This is a genomic window from Streptomyces sp. NPDC056361, assembly GCF_042262805.1.
Classification (GTDB): domain Bacteria; phylum Actinomycetota; class Actinomycetes; order Streptomycetales; family Streptomycetaceae; genus Streptomyces.
In genome coordinates, this window is record NZ_JBHJQI010000178.1 from 1 (window position 1) to 15,662 (window position 15,662).

General features: G+C 71.0%; 10 protein-coding genes. 1 reads left to right on the plus strand and 9 read right to left on the minus strand.

What is annotated here, in order from left to right:
• Position 1 precedes the first annotated feature (1 nt).
• From ACFCY7_RS35885 to ACFCY7_RS35925, 9 genes are all read right to left on the minus strand, one after another.
• On the minus strand, positions 2-958 hold the full coding sequence (locus ACFCY7_RS35885) for an LLM class flavin-dependent oxidoreductase (protein ID WP_376490266.1): 957 nt from the start codon (positions 956-958) through the stop codon (positions 2-4).
• A gap of 47 nt (positions 959-1,005) precedes the next feature.
• On the minus strand, positions 1,006-3,825 hold the full coding sequence (lanM, locus tag ACFCY7_RS35890) for a type 2 lanthipeptide synthetase LanM (RefSeq protein WP_376490267.1): 2,820 nt from the start codon (positions 3,823-3,825) through the stop codon (positions 1,006-1,008).
• Positions 3,822-5,987 (minus strand): peptidase domain-containing ABC transporter, encoded by a 2,166-nt coding sequence (locus tag ACFCY7_RS35895; RefSeq protein ID WP_376490268.1) that lies wholly within the window; start codon positions 5,985-5,987, stop codon positions 3,822-3,824. Before ACFCY7_RS35895 ends, lanM begins: the two co-directional genes overlap by 4 nt.
• Before the next feature lie 234 nt (positions 5,988-6,221).
• Positions 6,222-6,395 carry a class II lanthipeptide, LchA2/BrtA2 family gene (locus ACFCY7_RS35900; protein WP_017237615.1) on the minus strand — a complete coding sequence of 58 codons (174 nt, stop codon included), beginning with the start codon at positions 6,393-6,395 and terminating at the stop codon, positions 6,222-6,224.
• A gap of 232 nt (positions 6,396-6,627) precedes the next feature.
• On the minus strand, positions 6,628-7,365 hold the full coding sequence (locus ACFCY7_RS35905) for a hypothetical protein (RefSeq protein WP_376490269.1): 738 nt from the start codon (positions 7,363-7,365) through the stop codon (positions 6,628-6,630).
• The gene (locus tag ACFCY7_RS35910) at positions 7,365-8,279 is read right to left on the minus strand and encodes an ABC transporter ATP-binding protein (protein ID WP_376490270.1); all 915 of its coding nucleotides are present in this window, start codon (positions 8,277-8,279) and stop codon (positions 7,365-7,367) included. Before ACFCY7_RS35910 ends, ACFCY7_RS35905 begins: the two co-directional genes overlap by 1 nt.
• Positions 8,280-8,334: 55 nt before the next feature.
• Complete coding sequence (locus ACFCY7_RS35915; protein WP_376490271.1) at positions 8,335-10,476, minus strand: peptidase domain-containing ABC transporter; 2,142 nt, start codon at positions 10,474-10,476, stop codon at positions 8,335-8,337.
• On the minus strand, positions 10,476-13,415 hold the full coding sequence (locus ACFCY7_RS35920; RefSeq protein WP_376490272.1) for a type 2 lanthipeptide synthetase LanM family protein: 2,940 nt from the start codon (positions 13,413-13,415) through the stop codon (positions 10,476-10,478). Before ACFCY7_RS35920 ends, ACFCY7_RS35915 begins: the two co-directional genes overlap by 1 nt.
• Positions 13,416-13,519: 104 nt before the next feature.
• Complete coding sequence (locus tag ACFCY7_RS35925; RefSeq protein ID WP_125743679.1) at positions 13,520-13,690, minus strand: plantaricin C family lantibiotic; 171 nt, start codon at positions 13,688-13,690, stop codon at positions 13,520-13,522.
• A gap of 559 nt (positions 13,691-14,249) precedes the next feature.
• Between ACFCY7_RS35925 and ACFCY7_RS35930 the strand changes: the two genes are divergently transcribed.
• Positions 14,250-15,617, plus strand: a complete 1,368-nt coding sequence (locus tag ACFCY7_RS35930; RefSeq protein ID WP_376490273.1) for an MFS transporter — start codon at positions 14,250-14,252, stop codon at positions 15,615-15,617.
• The last annotated feature ends 45 nt before the right edge of the window (positions 15,618-15,662 follow it).

Genomic DNA, 15,662 nt, shown 5'->3' on the forward strand with positions numbered 1-15,662 from the left:
GTCACGGTGCGGCCTTCAGGATCTCGTAGAGGTCGGACGCGGCGGCCCGGGGGCCGTGCACCGCGCCGACCCCGGTGACGTTGAGGACCACCTCGTCCACGCCGAGCGCCCGGTAGGCGTCCAGCCGCTGGTGGATCTCCTCGGCCGTCCCGTAGAGGAAGATCCCGCCGTCCACCAGGGCGCGGACGTCGTCGGGCCCGCCGTCGCCGGTGATCCGGATCCCGGCCCGCCGTAGGACGGCCTGGTAGTGGGGGAACTGGATGTGCCCCCCGCAGGTCGCCCGCAGCAGTTTCGCCATGTCCCGGTCGGGGCCGGCCAGTGCCACCGGAACATAGGCGGTGACCTTGACCGGCTGCTCCGGACGCCGTTCCTTCGCGCTTTGCAGGGCCGGGATCAGGAACTCCTCCAGGTACGCCGCCGAGGCCATCCAGGTGATGGCCACATCGGCGAGTTCTCCCGCGAGTTCGGCCATCCGCTCCCGCAGGACGCCGAGGCCCAGCGACACCTCCGGCTTGTGGAACGGCATGAGCTGCGCCTTGGCGGAGAAGATCTCCCCCTCGCGGTCGCTGATCCCGCCGTCCAGCAGGTCCCGGACGATGGTGACGTACTCCCGGCAGGCGGTGAGCTGACTGGGGTAGGGCCGTCCCATCGCGCAGGTCTGCGCGGCGAGCGAGCCCGGACCGTAGCCGGCCACCACCTCGTGCCCGGTGGCCAGCGCCACGGACCGGGCCTCGATCGCCGCGTTGTACGGCGAGCGGTAGGGCATCAGCGACACCCCGAACCCGGCGGGCACCCTGATTCCGGAGCCGGCCAGCCAGCTCACGATCTGGTGGCTGTCCAGAACGAGACCCTGGCCCTGCCACAGTCGGGCCGCGCCACCCCATTTGACGAGATTGGCGAAGGGGATCACCTGCTCGGGGCGGGTGGCGTTGACGGGGAGGAGGATCGAGTGCCGCATCCCGGCAGCCCTTTCGACGAGTGGTGGAGCGGATGGCAGACGGGGGGTCAGCTCCGGGAAGGCGCGGACAGTTCCAGCGGGAGGCGCAGACCGGCCGGGTCCGCGCCGCTGAGCAGGGCATCGACCATCAGGTCGGTGTCGCCCACGCCGGCCCAGCCGAGCATGTAGCCGATCAGCGAGGTCCGGCCGGCCGCGCCGGTGAAGTAGCCGTCCTCGCGGATCCGGTCGAGGACCTCGGTCTGATGGGCGGCGGCCCGCTCGAACAGGTCCGCGCGTCCCAGGGTGCGGCCCGCTCCGATCAGGCACTGGACGACGCCGCTGCTGCCGTGGCAGACGGAGAGGTCCACCGCGCGGCCGGGCGCCAGGGCGGTCGCCCGGCCGACCAGATCGGCCAGCCGGGACTCGGTCAGCCAGTCCTCCCGGCCCGCCGCGGCGAGGATCTCCGAGCCGGCAAGGAGGAGGCCGGCAGCACCCTTGCACCAGCCGTGCTCCGCCGGGACTCCGTCCCGCTCCCAGCGGCCGATCAGCCAGTCCGCCGCTTCCTTGGCGGTGCGCTCCAGTCCCAGAACGGATCCGGTCCGGGCGGCCGCCCAGCGCAGTCCCAGTTCGCCGTGGGCCAGGTCCGACCAGTGGGTGTCGCGCTCCCTGCCCAGGTGGGACAGGGTCAGGTCGGTGAGCCGCTCGACTGTCGCGGCGTCGGCGGGGAAGGAGGAGCCGTCGCGGCGGAGACGGTCGAGCAGGACCATCAGCAGCCCGGCCGGGCCGTTGGAGAGGTCGGTCTCCAGCTCGCCTTCCGCCGCGCGGTCCTGGAGGGCCTGGAGCAGGGCGGCCAGCCGGGCGGACGCGGTCTCCGGGTCCTCGGGGCGGACCAGCAGAAGCGAGGCGGCCCCCGTGAACACCGACTCGGGGCGCTGCAGCAGCGCCTCGCCGTACTCGGCGAGCAGGGTGGTGAGCCCCCGGTCGGCGCTGCCGGCCGGACCGGCCAGGCGCTCGTCGCGGGCTGCGGCGCGGTTGAGGAAGGAGACCACGCCGGCCGAGTCGTGAAAGGAGACGAAGTTGCCCGGGGTGATGGTGGAGGCGTCGCGGTCCGGGCCGATGCCGCCGACCCAGCCGCACTCCTCCTGCCCGCCGGGACCGGTGACCGGCACCCGCACCTCGGCGATCCGGCCGGCGATCGCCCGCCACCAGGCGCCGGGACGGGCCTCTGCCAGCAGGTGTCCCCCGAAGACCCCGGAGGCCGAGAGCCCGCCGGGCGTGTCCTCGCCGCACAGCTCGCCGAAGCACTCCTCGAGGAGGAAGTGGTGGTAGGCGTCGGTGCGGGCCGCGTTGTGGGCGACGCCGCGCCGGGCGAAGTCCAGCGCGGTCGCCGAGTACACCCCGGGTGTCGACCCGTTGACCGTGCCGAGCGCGTCGGAGTCGCCCCGGGTGACGAAGTACGGCACGTTGCCGGCGTGCAGCGAGGCGCGCTCCGCTTCCGCCGCGAAGCGCTCCGCCTCCGGGGACAGGTAGTCCTGGTGCATCTTCAGGAGTCCGAACAGCCGCTCGGCCTCCTTGGGGTCCACCAGGTACTTGGGGTGGGTGGAGGCGTCGATGAAGCGACCGTAGATCATGGTGGAGCGCAGCAGCAGCCGCACCGGCACCCCGGGGTGGGCCTCCAGGACGCGGGTGACGGCACCGTCCCGCAGAGCCGTCAGGGCCGCACGGCAGCCGGCCAGGATGGCGTCGAACCACTCGGTGGCGATCAGGTGCTTCTCGCCCAGCCGGGGCACGTTGTCGCCCTGCCGGTAGTTGAAGGGCTCCCGTGACACCGAGATGGCGTCCGTTCCCGGGTCGCGGATCACGGCGCTGGTCATGGACGACGGCTGGTCGCCCGCCACCCCGACGCCCGCCATGATGAAGTCGACCGGCGAGGTCGGGTTCACCATCGGCACCAGCATCGTGGAGGCGACGGACAGCTTGGTGTGGTTCATCAGCGCGTCGGGGAGCGACTCGTCGCCCACCCCGGCGTCCGGCCGGAGCATGGTCTCGGTGTCGATGACGCACGGGTGCTCGCCGCAGGCCAGCAGGTTCTCGTCGTGCAGGTCGGTGGCACCGATGGAGCCGAACAGCACCGCCAGCGCGCCGATCCGGTAGAAGTAGCGGGCGGGCTGGTCCGCCTGCTCCATGGCGGCCGGCACGGTGAACTCCTGCCAGCCGTGCGTGCCCACGGTGAACGACCGGGGGACGCAGCGGGACAGCGGGTGCTCCAGGTACGGGCCGACCGCCCGGTACAGGTCGCGGACGAAGTCGTCCGCGGTGAGCGGCCGCGGCTTGAACACCAGCCCGGTTCCGTTGGCCAGGTGGAGGATGTGCACCTGGCGGCTGTCGTTGTGCAGGTCGGAGCCGCTGGGCGAGATCGCGGACAGCAGCCGGCCCTCGTCGCCCGGCTCGCCGAGCAGTCCGGCCTCCGCCAGCAGCGGGTGGTCGTCGGCGAAGGCGGTGAGGAACTCGCGGTAGGCGTCCAGGGAGTGGGCCAGCATCTCGGTCAGTCGCAGCCGCAGCACCGGGTACTTCTCCAGCAGGGCGTCCGGGGCGCCGGGCTCCTCCAGACGGGCCGTGAAGCGGCGCAGGGCGGTGTCGCCGCCGGACTCCATCGGCAGGCCCAGCTGCTCGCGGAAGGCGTGGAACTCGCCGATGAGTATCCGGTAGGACTGCGTCTCCACCGTTTTCAGCAGGGCCTCGTGGGCCTGGTCCAGCACGCTGTCGCGGCGGTCCGGGACGGCGGCCCGCAGCAACGGCTCGCGCAGCTCCTTCTCGACCGCGGACCGGGGGACCACATGGGAGTAGAAGGGGAGGAAGGCCTCGATGGCCACCATGCTCTCGCTCATGCCCCGGCACCTTCCACCAGCAGTTCGGCCGTCCGGCCGGCCCCATCGGCTGTCGCCGCGTACAGGTCCCGGTACACGCTGCCTCCGTCCATGAGTTCTGAATGTGTTCCTTGCTCGACGATGCGTCCCTGGTCGAACACGTAGATGAGGTCGGCGGACTCGATCGTCGACAGGCGGTGCGCGATGACGATCTGGGTGGCGCCGATGCCCTCGATCAGCCGGGTCACCCGGCGTTCGTTGACCGTGTCCAGGGAGGCGGTGGCCTCGTCCATGACGAGGATGGACGGCCGTTGCAGGAGGGTGCGCACGATCGCCAGCCGCTGCCGCTGCCCCCCGGAGAAGTTGGAGCCCATCTCGGCGACCAGGGTCTGCAGACCCATCGGCAGGTCGTCGAGGAAGTCCAGGATGCCGGCCTCGCGGCAGAACTCCCGGACGGTCTCCTCGGGGATGTCCTGGCCCAGGGTGAGGTTCTCCAGGATCGACCGGTTGTGCAGGTGGACCTCCTGCGGGATGTAGCCGATCACTCGGCGCAGGGAGTCCCGGTCGTACTCGCCGGCGTCCCGGCCGCCGAAGCGGACCGAGCCGGAGGTGGGTTCGTGCAGGCCGCAGACGATCCGGGCCAGGGTGCTCTTGCCCGAACCGGAGGCGCCCACCAGGGCGACCCGGGCACCGGCCGGGATGTCCATGGTGACCTCGCGGACCACCGGTTCGCTGTGCCGGGTGTATTGGAAGGACACCTGGTCCAGTCGGACGGAGGCGGACTCCAGCTCCTTGCGGTCGCCGCCGGTGTCCTCGGGCTCGGTGCGGGTGATGTCGCTCAGGCGGGACATGTAGCGGCTGGTCTCGGTGAACTCCGCGTACGCCTGGAACACCGAGGTGGAGATCGCGAAGTAGGTGGCGGCGACGGTCTGCACCGCGATCGCCCCGCCGATGCTGATGGTTCCCCGGCCGACGAAGTAGAGGCTGGCGAGCAGGAGCAGCAGCGGCCCGAACATCTGGATGGTGGCCGCCACACCGGTCACCTGGCCCTGCTGCAGCCGCATCCGCGCTTTCATCGCGTCGAGGGAGGCGGCGTAGGTCTCGCGCCAGGTGTCCAGGTACTGGTCGGCGTAGCCCCCCATCTTGATGGTCGGGATGGAGACGATGGCGTCCAGCTGCAGCGACTGGCTCCTGCCCAGGTGGGTGATCTCCATGTCGACCGCCTCCAGCACCCGCAGTCGGGTGGCGGCCAGATAGCCGGCGTTGCCCAGCACCAGGGCGAGCGCCATCAGCCCGAGCCGCCATTCCACGTGCAGCAGGTAGCCGCTGACGCAGACCATGGTGCCGACGTCCAGCACGCCCTGGGCGACCCGGGAGGAGAGCATGTCGCGGACGGCGTTGACGCTGCCGAGCCGGAAGAGCAGCTCGCCTGGCTGACGGGTGGTGAAGAACCGGTACGGCAGCAGCAGCAGCCGGGTGAAGGCGTGGTCCATCAGATGCCGCCCGAGCACCGACACCAGCGAGGACAGCATCAGGATCCTCAGGAGGTGCAGCAGGTAGTAGCCGACGGCGGCGCCGACCACCATGCCGATGACCCACAGGTGGTCGCCGAGCTCCGTCCAGCCGGAGAACCGGTCCACGGACCATTCGGTGAGCAGCGGGATCCCCAGCACCGAGGCGTAGGCGGCCAGCGACAGCGCGCCGACACCGGCCATCCGGCGCCCCGCGCCCTGGGGCAGCAGGGGCATCGTCCGCCAGTCGGCGAAGGGCCGGCGGCGCAGCCGGCGGAACTCGGGCCCGGGCTCGGCGGTGAGGACCACGCCGCTGAAGTGGCGGGCGAGTTCGTCCGAGGTCATCCGGCGGCGGCCGACGGCCGGGTCCATGACGACGGCCTGATCGCCGTCGAAGCTCTCCAGGACCACGAAGTGGTGATCGTCCCAGAAGAGGATCACGGGCGAGTCGAAGCGGGTGAGCGCTGCGACGCTCCGGGCGCTCAGGAGCCGGCTCCGCATGCCGCGGGACTCCAGGAACCGCGCGAGCTGCCGGGCGCTCAGGCCGTCCCGTCCCGCGTCCATGTCCTCGCGGATCTCGGAGATGCCTTCGTCCCGCCCGTAGTAACGGAGCAGGGACACGCAGCAGCACAGACCGCACTCGGTCTGGGCGACCTGGGTGACGGCCGGCACGCGTCGCGCGGTCCGACGTGATTCCGGGCGAGCGCCCATGGCTACCGCACCTCCGGGTTGTGGGACATCGGGCAAGGAGAGGGGCTTGCGTTGACGGGGCGTCGGACGGGGCGGGAGACCGGGAAGCCCGGTGCGGGCCGTCGGACCTCGGTCCGGCCCACCCCCACCCCGTCCGTCGCGACCGACGCGGCGGTCCGGTTCAGCGGGCCGCGCGTATCAGAGCCGTCAAGGGCTTCAGCACTGGCTGGTGCACTTGGTGGTCGGGCAGGCGGAGGCGGACACCAGGGTCGCCACGGCGGTGACGATGGCGCAGCTCCAGGTGGTACCGCCGTACACGTCCGCCTCGCCCATCTCGACGAGCTCGAACTCGTCGTAGCCGCCGAGGACGTCAGCCTGAATCTTCTCCATGGTCTTCTCCTTTTCGATTTTCTCCCGACATGCGCCCGGAAATCGTCCAGCGAAATACGGAGCGCATGCCCTCCGTCTTCGGAGGACGCCTCCCAGTCTGTACGCCCTCAATTCGTCGAACGCATAGACCTGGCACCCTTGTACGCACACGCTGAAATGCACCGGAAAACGCGCCGGGCCCCCACGCATTCGCGTGGGGGCCCATTCGCGGGGTGCGGAGTACGTCGACCCCTCAGACATCCCGCCGGACGGTCATCCGATGCCCGAGCGCCACCGCCCCCACCGTCCACACGGCGAGCACGCCAAGCCCGGACCACGCTCCCAGCACCTCGTCGCCTCCTGAGCCGCGCAGCACCATCCCCCCCGCCGCATCCGGCAGGAACCGTGCCACCTCCCCGACCCCCGGTATGTTGCTCAGGATCGTGGAGAGCATGAAGAACAGCGGAAGCAGAAGGGACAGCGTCGCCGCCCCCGACCGCAGCAGTGTCGCCACTCCCATGGAGAACGCCACCAGCAGCACCGTGTAGAGCACCGCCCCCGCCACATGTCCCGCCGTGGCGAGTCCCGTCGGCGCCCGGTGCTCTCCGATACCGCTCTGCACGATCAGGAAGGCCGGCACCACGCCCACCACGGCCAGCACCCCGCTGACCAGGCTGACCAGCCCCACCTTGGCGTAGTAGAACCGGGCCCGGTCGGGGACGGCCAGCAGACTGCTCCTGATCGACCCCGACGCGTACTCGCCCGTCACCGCGAGAATCCCCATGATCACCAGAACGATCATCCCGAGCGGTACGGCCGACAGACCGAGCCCGACCGGGTCGAACCCCGGCGCCGTCAGCTGCTTTTCGTCGGGAACCATCCCGTAGACGAAGGCCAGTCCGATCATCAGGACGAGATAGACCGCCGGGGACCATTTCGGAGAGCGCAGCGTCGTCAATTTGACCCATTCCGCGGCCACGGCATGCTTCATCAGAACCCTCCCGTCGAAGCCCGGTATTCAGCGTGTTCCTGGGTCAGCTTCATAAACGCCTCCTCCAGCGAAACGGCGGAAGCGGTCAGCTCGAAAACGGCGATGCTTTCCGCGCTCGCGACAAGCCCGACCTTCTCCACGGACACCCCGCTCACCGCCAGCGTCGCGTCGTCCTGCCGCACGGACTCGATGCCCTGCTCCCGCAGTGCCCGCCGCATCCCCTCCGGATCGGCCACCCGGGCCAACACGGTCCTGTCCGAGTGCGCGGCGATGAACGCGTCCACGGGGGTGTCCGCGAGCAGCCGGCCCCGGGCGACGACCACCAGATGGTCGGCGGTCACCGCCATCTCGTTCATCAGGTGGGAGGAGACCAGCACCGTCCGCCCCTCCGCGGCCAGCCCCCGCATCAGCTCCCGGATCCACCGGACACCCTCGGGGTCGAGCCCGTTGACCGGCTCGTCGAACAGCAGCACCTCGGGGTCGCCGAGCAGTGCCGCCGCGACGCCGAGCCGCTGTCCCATGCCGAGGGAGAATCCGTGCACCCTCTGCCGGGCCACCGCGTGCAGGCCGACCCGGTCCAGGACCTCGTCTGCCCGGGTGGCGGGCAGGCCGTGGGAGGCCGCCAGCACCCGCAGGTGGTTCCGGGCGCTGCGGCCCGGGTGCACGGCCCTGGTGTCGAGCAGTGCTCCCACCCGGGTCAGCGGGCGCGCCAGGCTCCGGTAGGGGACGCCGAAGACGGTGGCCCGGCCCGCGGTGGGCTCGTCCAGACCGAGGATCATGCGCAGGGTGGTGGACTTGCCGGCGCCGTTGGGGCCGAGGAATCCGGTGACCTTCCCCGGGGTCACGGAGAACGACAGACCGTCCACGGCGACCTTCGCGCCGTACCGTTTGGTGAGGTTCTCGACCTCGATCATCACAGCACCTCTCGTCCATGAGCAGTCGTGGCCGGACGGCCATGCCCACCGGCCCTCATACGGCCCCGGCCACCGGTTCCGCGTACAGCCCCGCGTACACCCCGCCGAGGGCCAGCAACTCCTCGTGCGTCCCCCGCTCCACGATCCGGCCGCGGTCCAGTACGTGGATCAGGTCCGCGTCCTGGATCGTCGCCAGCCGGTGCGCGATGACGATCTGCGTGGCGCCGGTCTCCGCGATGATCCGGGAGACCCGCCGCTCGTTGGCGGTGTCCAGCGAGGCGGTCGCCTCGTCCAGGACGATGACCCGCGGCCGCTGCAGCAGTGTCCGCACGATGGCCAGCCGCTGGCGCTGCCCGCCGGAGAAGTTGGAGCCCATCTCGGACACCAGGGTCCGCAGTCCCATCGGCAGTTCCTCGACGAAGTCGAGGATCCCCACGGCCGCGCAGTACTCCCGGACCGTGGCCTCGTCGATGTCCTGGCCCAGGGTCAGGTTCTCGAGGATGGTCCGGTTGTGCAGGTGCACCTCCTGCGGGACGTATCCGATCTGCCCGCGCAGGAAGTCGGTCCGGTACGCGCTCATGGGGTGGCCGCAGAACTCCACCGCCCCTCCGGTCGGCTGGTGGAGCCCGCAGACGACGCGCCCGACGGTGGACTTGCCCGAACCCGACGCGCCGACGAACGCCACCTTCGCACCGGCCGGGATCTCCAGCGACACGTCCTCCAGCACCGGCCTGCTGTGCCGGGTGTAGCGGAACGACACCTCCCTCAGCCGTATCGAGGTGTCGTGGAGTTCCGTGAGGGGCCCGCCCTCCGGTTCGCTCTCGTGCTCCGTGATGTCGCTCAGCCGGCTCACGTAGCGGGAGGTCTCCGTGATCTCCGTCAGCATCTGGAAGACGGACGTGCTCAGGGCGAAGAAGGTGCCGGCCACGGCCTGCACGGCGATGGCCGAGCCGATGGTCACCGTCCCCCGCGACACGAAGTGCAGGCCGGCGAGCAGCAGTGCCAGCGGGCCGAACATCTGCGTGGTGGCGGCGATTCCGGAGATCCAGCCCTGCTGGATCCGCATCCGGGTGCGCATCGCGTCCAGCGAGGCGCCGTAGGTCGCCTCCCATTCGTCGGCGAACCGGTCGGCGTAGCCGCCCATCTTGATGGTGGGGACGGACACGATGGCGTCGAGCTGCGTGGACTGGGAGCGGGAGAGCAGCGCGAGCTCGGTGTCCGTCACCTCTTTCACCCGGTGCCGGCTCAGCCACAGGAAGCCGGCGTTCAGCAGGAACAGCGCGAGCGCCAGAAGGCCGATGCGCCACTCGGTGACGAACAGGTAGACGCCGATGCAGGCCAGGGTCCCCACGTCCAGGACGCCCTGGGCGATCCGCGAGGAGAGCAGGTCCCGGACGCTGTTGACGGTGTTCAGGCGGAACAGCAGCTCGCCGGGTTGCCGGGTGGCGAAGAACTTGAACGGCAGGGAGAGCAGTCTCCTGAAGACGTGGCTCATCAGGTGATGGCCCGTCACGGCGATCAGCCCCGCCAGCGCAGCCGTGCGTAGCATCCACAGCAGCAGGTAGCCGATCGCGGCCGCCGCCACCGCCCCCGCGATCAGCCCCGTCTGGGACAGGTCGCTCCAGGCGTCGTCCCGGTCGACGGCCCATTTGGTCAGCGCCGGTATGCCCAGCACCGCCGCGTAGGAGCCCAGCGACAGCAGGGCGACCAGGGCGATCCGGCGGCCCGCCCGGGCCGGGACCAGCGGCAGCGACCGCCAGTGCCGGAAAGCGGGGAGGGACTGCCGGATGAAGTCCGGGCCCGGGGAGGCCGCGATCACCACCTGGGAGAAGCCGGCCTCCAGCTCGTCGCGGGTGAGGCGCTTGCGGCCCACGGCCGGGTCCATCACCCAGGCCGTCGTGCCGTCGAAGCGCTCCAGGACCAGGAAGTGGTAGTCCTCCCAGAAGAGGATCACCGGCTCGGTGAAGCCCCGCAGGGCCTCCACGCTCCGGGCCCGGAACGCCTTGACCTCCATGCCCCTCGATCGCAGGAAGTCCGCGAGCTGTTTGGCACCGAGACCGTCCCGACCGGCTTCCAGGTCCTCCCGCACGGTCCGGAAGTCCTCGGTGCGGCCGTGGTAGCCCAGCACCGCGACGCAGCAGCACAGCCCGCACTCCGTCTGGGTGACCTGGGTGACGGAGGGAACCCGGAGGCCCATCAGAGGGCTCCGTGCCAGATCGGCGACACCCGGGGCCGCGTGTCGTCGAGGCGGCCGAGCAGGTGCAGCAGCACACCCGAGGAGCCCACCATGGCGCTGTCGGTGTGCGCGTAGCGGGAGCCGGTGTCGGCGAGCTTCTCCGCGACCACGTCAGGTCCCAGCCGGCGCGACTCGACGGCGTCGGCCCGCTCCGACAGATTCTGGTCGTCGCCGGCGATCCGGCGGACCACGTCGATGTTGCCGAGGTCGCCGTGGCACCAGGTGAGGTTGCGTCCGAAGCCCTGCCGGAAGGTGTTGTCGAGGGCCGTCTCCAGGCGCTCGGCGGCCCGTTCGTCCGCCGTCCGGGCGGTCACGGCGGACAGCGCCATGGCGATGCCGGCGGCGCCGTGGCACCAGCCGGTCGAGAACCGGCCCGGGAAGGCGGAGTTGGTGGACCAGTTCTGCTCCTGGGGCACGTAGAAGGACTCCAGGCGGTCCGTCAGGACGCCGATGGCGGCGTCGACGCGGTGTCCGGGGTGGTCGGGCAGTGTGGCGAGGGCGTACAGGACTCCCGCGACGCCGTGCGCGAAGCCCGACTGCTCCCACCAGGAGCCCGACGGTTCCTCCACATGGCCCAGCAGTCGGCCGGTGAGCCCGTCCAGGGCGTCGAGGCTGTGGTCGCCGCCGATCGAGGCGATCATCGTGGCGATGCCGGAGATCCCGGAGATCACCTCCGGGGTGTTCTCGGGGCCGACCTGCTCCACGACCAACGGCACGGCGTCCTGTGCCGCCTTGACCCAGCCCGGCTCCCGCAGGATGCGCCCGGCCTCGCACAGGGCGAACAGCAGGCCGGTGGTTCCGGTGTAGGCGCCGGCGCCGCTCTGCCGGATGCTGCGCAGCTCGTAGACGCCGTCGGTGAGGATGTCGGCGCTGCGCTCGAAGACCTGGCGCGCCACCCGCTCGTAGCGTTCGTCGCCGAAGTGGGCCGCGGCCGCGGCCAGGGCCAGCGCGGGGCCGGTGCGTCCGGTGTACAGGTCGTACCCCAGCACGCCGGAGGGCCAGGGCCGGGCGGCCTGCGCGGAGGCCAGCGGGCCGATCCAGGTGGCGGGGAGGTGACCGTACTGGTCGGGGAGGCTGCCCGCGGTCAGGGCGTCGGCTAGCGACCGGGCGAGCCGCTCCAGGCCGGTGCGCTCTCCGGTGGAGGCCCGGCCGTTCCAGGCGGTCCCGCCGGAGAGGTGGTTGTCGGGGAAGCGGGAGCAGAAGGCCGAGTGGAGCAGCCGTAGCTGCCGCCTCACCGCCTGCTCGTCGAGCGCCGCGGCCTTGGCCAGCGCCCGGGAGAGCGGGGTGCGGTCGAGCCGGACGCCGGTGTCCTCGCCGTCGCAGTCGTGGACGGTGGTGCCGGTGGCGGGCACGGTGAAGTAGGGGACGTCGCGTTCGGCCATCTGCCGCAGTTCCGAGCCGACCAGCCTGCGGTCGGAGAACCGGGAGGGGATGGCGATCCTGTGGAGCAGGGCCTGGGCGAGCGCCGGGTCGGCCATCGCGGCGGCGGAGGCTGTCATCCGCAGGATCTGCGCGTACTGCGACGTCGGGTTGTGGATGTAGCGGAGGCGCATGGCCGGAGCGAGCTCCTCCAGCAGGGTGGTCCACCAGGAGGGCCGGCGCATCACCGCCTCGCAGACCTGCCGGAACCCGTCGGCCATCTGTCCGGCGAGCCCGTGGATCTCCTGTTCGGTGCTCTCCCGGACCACGGTGGAGCGCTGCTCGGACGGGCGGGCCTGGAGGTGCACCCGGATCCGGTCGGTGAAGGGGTGCTCGAAGACCATGGTCTTGAAGGGGGAGACGCCCTGGTTGTCGCCGCCGAGGAAACCGAGGTCGACGTAGCCGGAGTCCTCGTCCTTGCCTGCCAGGACCAACGGGAGGATCCCGATGCCGTAGACGCTGCGGCCGATCTCGTCGTACGCGTTGCCCTCGGCCTCCGGGGTGGGGCCGGTGTGCACCCGGGAGGGGTGCAGCAGCGTCTCGAGGTCGATGGCCACCGGGCCCAGGCGGGTGGGCAGGATGTTCTCGAAGTGCATGTCCCGCGCGTCAAGGAGGTAGAACACGGCGGCCAACTGGCCGCAGGCCCGCATGAACGGCACGCTGAATCCGCCGATGTCCTGCTGTTCGACGTACTCGACGTACCCGTACCCGTCGCGCACCAGGGTGCGGGCGGCGGGCAGTGCGCAGCCGGCCTCCGCGTTGACGCGCTCGACGACGGTCTCGAAGGCCGCCTCGCAGGAGACGTCCCGAGGCTTGTAGACCAGGCGGGCCCCCGAGGCGAACGTCAGGATGCTCACCGCCCTGCCGTGGGCGTGCGAGTCGCCGTCGGCCCCGCCGATGGACAGCAGCGGGTCGCCGGGGGCGATGCGGGAGAACCGGAACACCTCGTCCCGGTCGTCGTGGAGGCGCCGGACCAGTTCGCGCGCGGCCTCGCGGGCGTTGCGCACCACATGGCCGGCCGCGGAGTGGAGCACCGGGAACGGCTCCAGGGCCTCTCTCCACGCCCGGGCGACGAAGTCCTGGTAGCGCTCGTGCGGGGTCGCCCCCCGCAGCAGCCCGTCGGTGGAGGCCTTGTTGACCGCGGCGACCAGGGTACGGGTCGCCACGTCGCGGAGCCGGGCCTCGGCCCGGCCGAGTACCTGGAGCGTGAAGGCGTCCAGGTCGGCGACGGCCCCGGTGAGGTCCTCGGGGAGGAGCCTGCCGGCAGCCGGCAGTGCCAGCTGCCGGATCACGCGCTGGAACGGATACTCCTCCGGCTCCAGCGACCAGGCGAGCGCGGCCGGCGAGGAGGCCTCTGGAGCGACGTCGGACGGAGCCGAGAGCTTGACGTGGACAGCGGGCGCGAAAACGCCGAGGGGCTCGATGGTTTCGCGGATTTCGACGCTGTCGAGTTCTGGGTAAAGATTCGCGGGCGAGATCAATGCTCCGGCTCCCTGCGCGGAAGATGATAGATTGCCACGTTGCGCCCGGGGGCGGGGAGCATGAGCCGCTCCCCGCCCCCGGTCCGTGCCCAGCCCCTTCGGGCTCAGTTGCAGTTGGGCTGGCACTCCTTGGTCAGCGTGCACCAGCCGCCGTGGTTGCCGAGGAAGTCGGACAGCGAGAACGTGTTGGTCGAGCACGCACCGTAGGCGACGCCGTCGAAGTCCTGCTCCGCGATCTCCTCGATGAGCGAGATGTCACCGTCGAAGTTGTTCATGTGAATTCACATCCAATCCGACCGCATATATCCAATGGGCCATTCTGCGGAAAAACTTCGACCCATGGCTCGTCGCCCGGCTGAGCGACGAGGGAAAGCTATGCGCGTCGATAGCCAGTCCACAACCCCATCGGCTGCCCGGCAGGTCGCAGAAATGCGTTTCCGGTGATGCCGTGCGAGCCCCCGGTGACGCCTCTGACCTGCGACTTTGATGCCACCTGGCCGAATCCTGCCAGGGTGCTGGCAACTTGGTGCACTTCATTTACCGGCGGATTCGCGCACGGTCGTATGCGCGACCGGATGCACTGGATATGCGCAGCAAATAGGGGGCCGAATGCGGTCGGCCAATTTCCGCTCGCGACCCTTTCGTGGCCGTAGGTCGTCTCCGTGACACGGCCGGCCGGTCCGCGCCCGGCAGGAGGCGATCCGGCAGCCATGGCTGCCGGCCGCACTCGACGGCCCCGAACTATGGGGTCCCACCACATACGCCGTTGACCAGCGCGTTCCTACGGTGTGGCGACACGCAAACGTCCCCGCAACCCGCTCGGAAGTGGTGCACATGGCCGCCGCAACAACCGCTCCCACACCGCCCGGTTCGCTCAAGCGCATCGTCGCCGCGAGCCTCATCGGCACGACCATCGAGTGGTACGACTTCTTCCTGTACGGGTCGGCCGCCGCGCTGGTGTTCAACAAGCTGTTCTTTCCCGAGTCCGATCCGCTGGTGGGGACGCTGCTGTCCTTCCTGACCTACGCCGTCGGCTTCGCCGCCCGCCCGCTCGGCGCGCTCGTCTTCGGGCACTACGGCGACCGGCTCGGCCGGAAGAAGCTGCTGGTCCTGAGCCTGCTGCTGATGGGCGGGGCGACGTTCGCGATCGGGCTGCTGCCGACGCACGCGACGGTCGGGTCGGCGGCGCCGGTGCTGCTGACGGTGCTGCGGCTCGTGCAGGGCTTCGCCCTCGGCGGCGAGTGGGGAGGCGCCGTGCTGCTCGTGTCCGAACACGGGGACGCGAAGCGGCGCGGGTTCTGGGCGTCCTGGCCGCAGACCGGGGCGCCGGCCGGGCAGCTGCTCGCGACCGGTGTGCTGTCCGCGCTGACCGCGCTGCTGTCGGACGCCGCCTTCGCCTCGTGGGGCTGGCGCGTGCCCTTCCTCCTCTCCGGCGTCCTGGTCGTCGTCGGCCTGTGGATCCGGCTCTCGGTCGACGAGTCGCCCGTGTTCAAGGCGGCCCTCGCCGCCGCCGAGCAGCGCAAGGCGGCCGCCGGGCAGGTGGAGAAGATGCCGCTGGTCGCGGTGTTGAAGCACCACTGGCGCGACGTGCTGATCGCGATGGGCGCCCGGATGGCGGAGAACATCTCGTACTACGTGATCACCGCGTTCATCCTCGTGTACGCGACCACCCAGGTCGGCCTGACCAAGCAGACCGCCCTGAACGCCGTCCTCATCGCCTCGGCCGTCCACTTCGCCGTGATCCCCGCCTGGGGCGCGCTGTCCGACCGGATCGGCCGCCGGCCCGTCTATCTGATCGGCGCGGTCGGGGTCGGCGCCTGGATGTTCCCGTTCTTCCGCCTCATCGACCAGGGGAGCTTCGGCTCGCTGCTGCTCGCCGTCACGGTCGGCCTCGTGCTGCACGGAGCCATGTACGCGCCGCAGGCGGCCTTCTTCTCGGAGATGTTCGCGACCCGGATGCGCTACTCCGGCGCCTCCATCGGCGCCCAGTTCTCCTCCGTGGCCGCCGGCGCCCCCGCCCCGCTCATCGCCACCGCGCTCCTCGCCGACCACGGCAGCTCGACCCCGATCGCCCTGTACGTGATCGCCGCCGCGCTGCTCACGGTCATCGCCCTCGCCTGCGCCCGCGAGACCCGTGACCGGGACCTCGCCGAGATCGCCGAGGACGCCCCCGCGAACTCCCGCGTCGGCGCCGACGCCTGACCCCTGGCCTGGCCCTGACCCTGGCCCCGTGTCCCGCTCGACCCG